The following is a 1,580-nucleotide window of genomic DNA, read 5'->3' as shown; positions in this document are numbered from 1 at the left end:
GCCGCCAAACGTCTCGAACAGGTCGTCGGCCACCCGGCCGGCACGATTCACCGTCTACTCGGTTTCAACGGCAAGGACTACGCCCGGGGACCGGATGATCCCATCGATGGCGACGTGATCATCGTCGACGAGGTCTCGATGGTGGATGTGCCCCTGGCTTGGCACCTCTTTCAGAGCATCGATCTTACGCGGACCGCCGTGGTGCTGGTGGGAGACCACAACCAACTGCCTCCCGTCGGACCGGGCAATCTGTTGCGGGACTTGGTTCAGTCGCAAGTGGTTCCCACGGTGCTCCTCGACAAGGTGGTACGACAGGCCGGCATCCTGAAGGAAAACAGCATCGCCGTTCTGAACGGCGAGGTCCGTAAGACAAGCGAACCCGAGCCTTCAGGCCGACGCGCCTGGTACGTGGTCGATCAGTTCACCGACCAATGGGACGCGCAACGGTTCGTGCTGGAACTTTTTGAGAATGTACTCGTGGAACGCCTCGGGTTCGATCTCGTGGCGGATGTCCAGCTTCTGACCCCGACTCACAAGGGACCGCTGGGCACGCGCGACCTCAACTGCGAGCTTCAGCGTCTGGTACAACGGCGGCTGTGGAATGTCGAAGCGCCGCCGACCCTGCCGGGGCGCCGTCCCAAATTCCTGCGGTATGATAAGGTCATCCAGACCCGGAACAACTACGAGATCGGCGTCATGAACGGCGCGATGGGGATCATCCTCGACGTCGGCCGCGACGGCTCCCTGACCGTGGAATTCGACGGGATTCCAATCAAAATAGATGCCGGTTCTCCAAACCAGCATGACCTGCAACTCGCCTATGCACTGACGATCCACAAGGCCCAGGGCTCCGAGTTTCCGTGCTCCGTGGTGGTGGTCCACAAGGCCCACTCCTTCATGCACCACAGAAATCTTCTCTACACGGGTGTCACCCGGGCCAGACAGACCACGATCCTGGTCGGCGACCGCTGGGGCATCTCGCACTGCGCGAAAAAGAGGAAACAGGATGACCGGCGGACCTTCCTGGCCCTGTTTCTGGACGCCGCTTGTCAAGCGGAGCCCGCCATAACATCGACTACGGGGATCGAATGAGCAAGAATGCGGAGGGCAATGTCAGTGAGTATTATCGGCTCGTCACCGAGACGGATATCGGTGAAGTGGCCCGGGAACTCCTGACCGGGCGAGTCAACCGGGAAACAGCTCAGCGTCTGATGTGTGACTGCCCCAATCATCAGAGCCAGTCGCGCCTGTCGCTTCACGTAATGCTCGACAAGCAGGGCTGGTACTGCTTCGGCTGCGGAGTCGGCGGTGATGTGCTGCAGCTCGTGGAATTCATTCAGACGGGCTCGGTCACCGCCGGGCAATCCGGTCCGATGCCGGACAGCCACCGCCAGGCGCGGGACTATCTCGCCAAGAAGGCGGGCTTGCCGCCGCTGTCGCGCTATGGCCTCAGCCAGGAGCGCCTCGCCCAGACAGAGGCCGACCGCGCCTTTGAGCTGCGGGTCAAGGACGCGCTGACCGCGCTGGCCAGGCTTTACCACGCCAGGCTCAAGGCGTCGCCGGAGGTCCTCGACTGGCTG

2 protein-coding genes are annotated in these 1,580 nt (G+C 62.2%); both read left to right on the top strand.

The features are described from left to right. Positions 1-1,092, top strand: a 1,092-nt coding sequence (locus GXY33_21715; GenBank protein ID NLX07765.1) for an AAA family ATPase, incomplete at its 5' end; no start/stop codon positions are given. After that, a partial coding sequence (locus GXY33_21710) for a DNA primase (GenBank protein ID NLX07764.1) occupies positions 1,089-1,580 on the top strand: 492 nt, incomplete at its 3' end. The genes GXY33_21715 and GXY33_21710, both read left to right, overlap by 4 nt.

This window comes from Phycisphaerae bacterium, assembly GCA_012729815.1.
Lineage (GTDB): Bacteria > Planctomycetota > Phycisphaerae > JAAYCJ01 > JAAYCJ01 > JAAYCJ01.
This window is presented reverse-complemented; position numbering and strand designations above follow the sequence as displayed.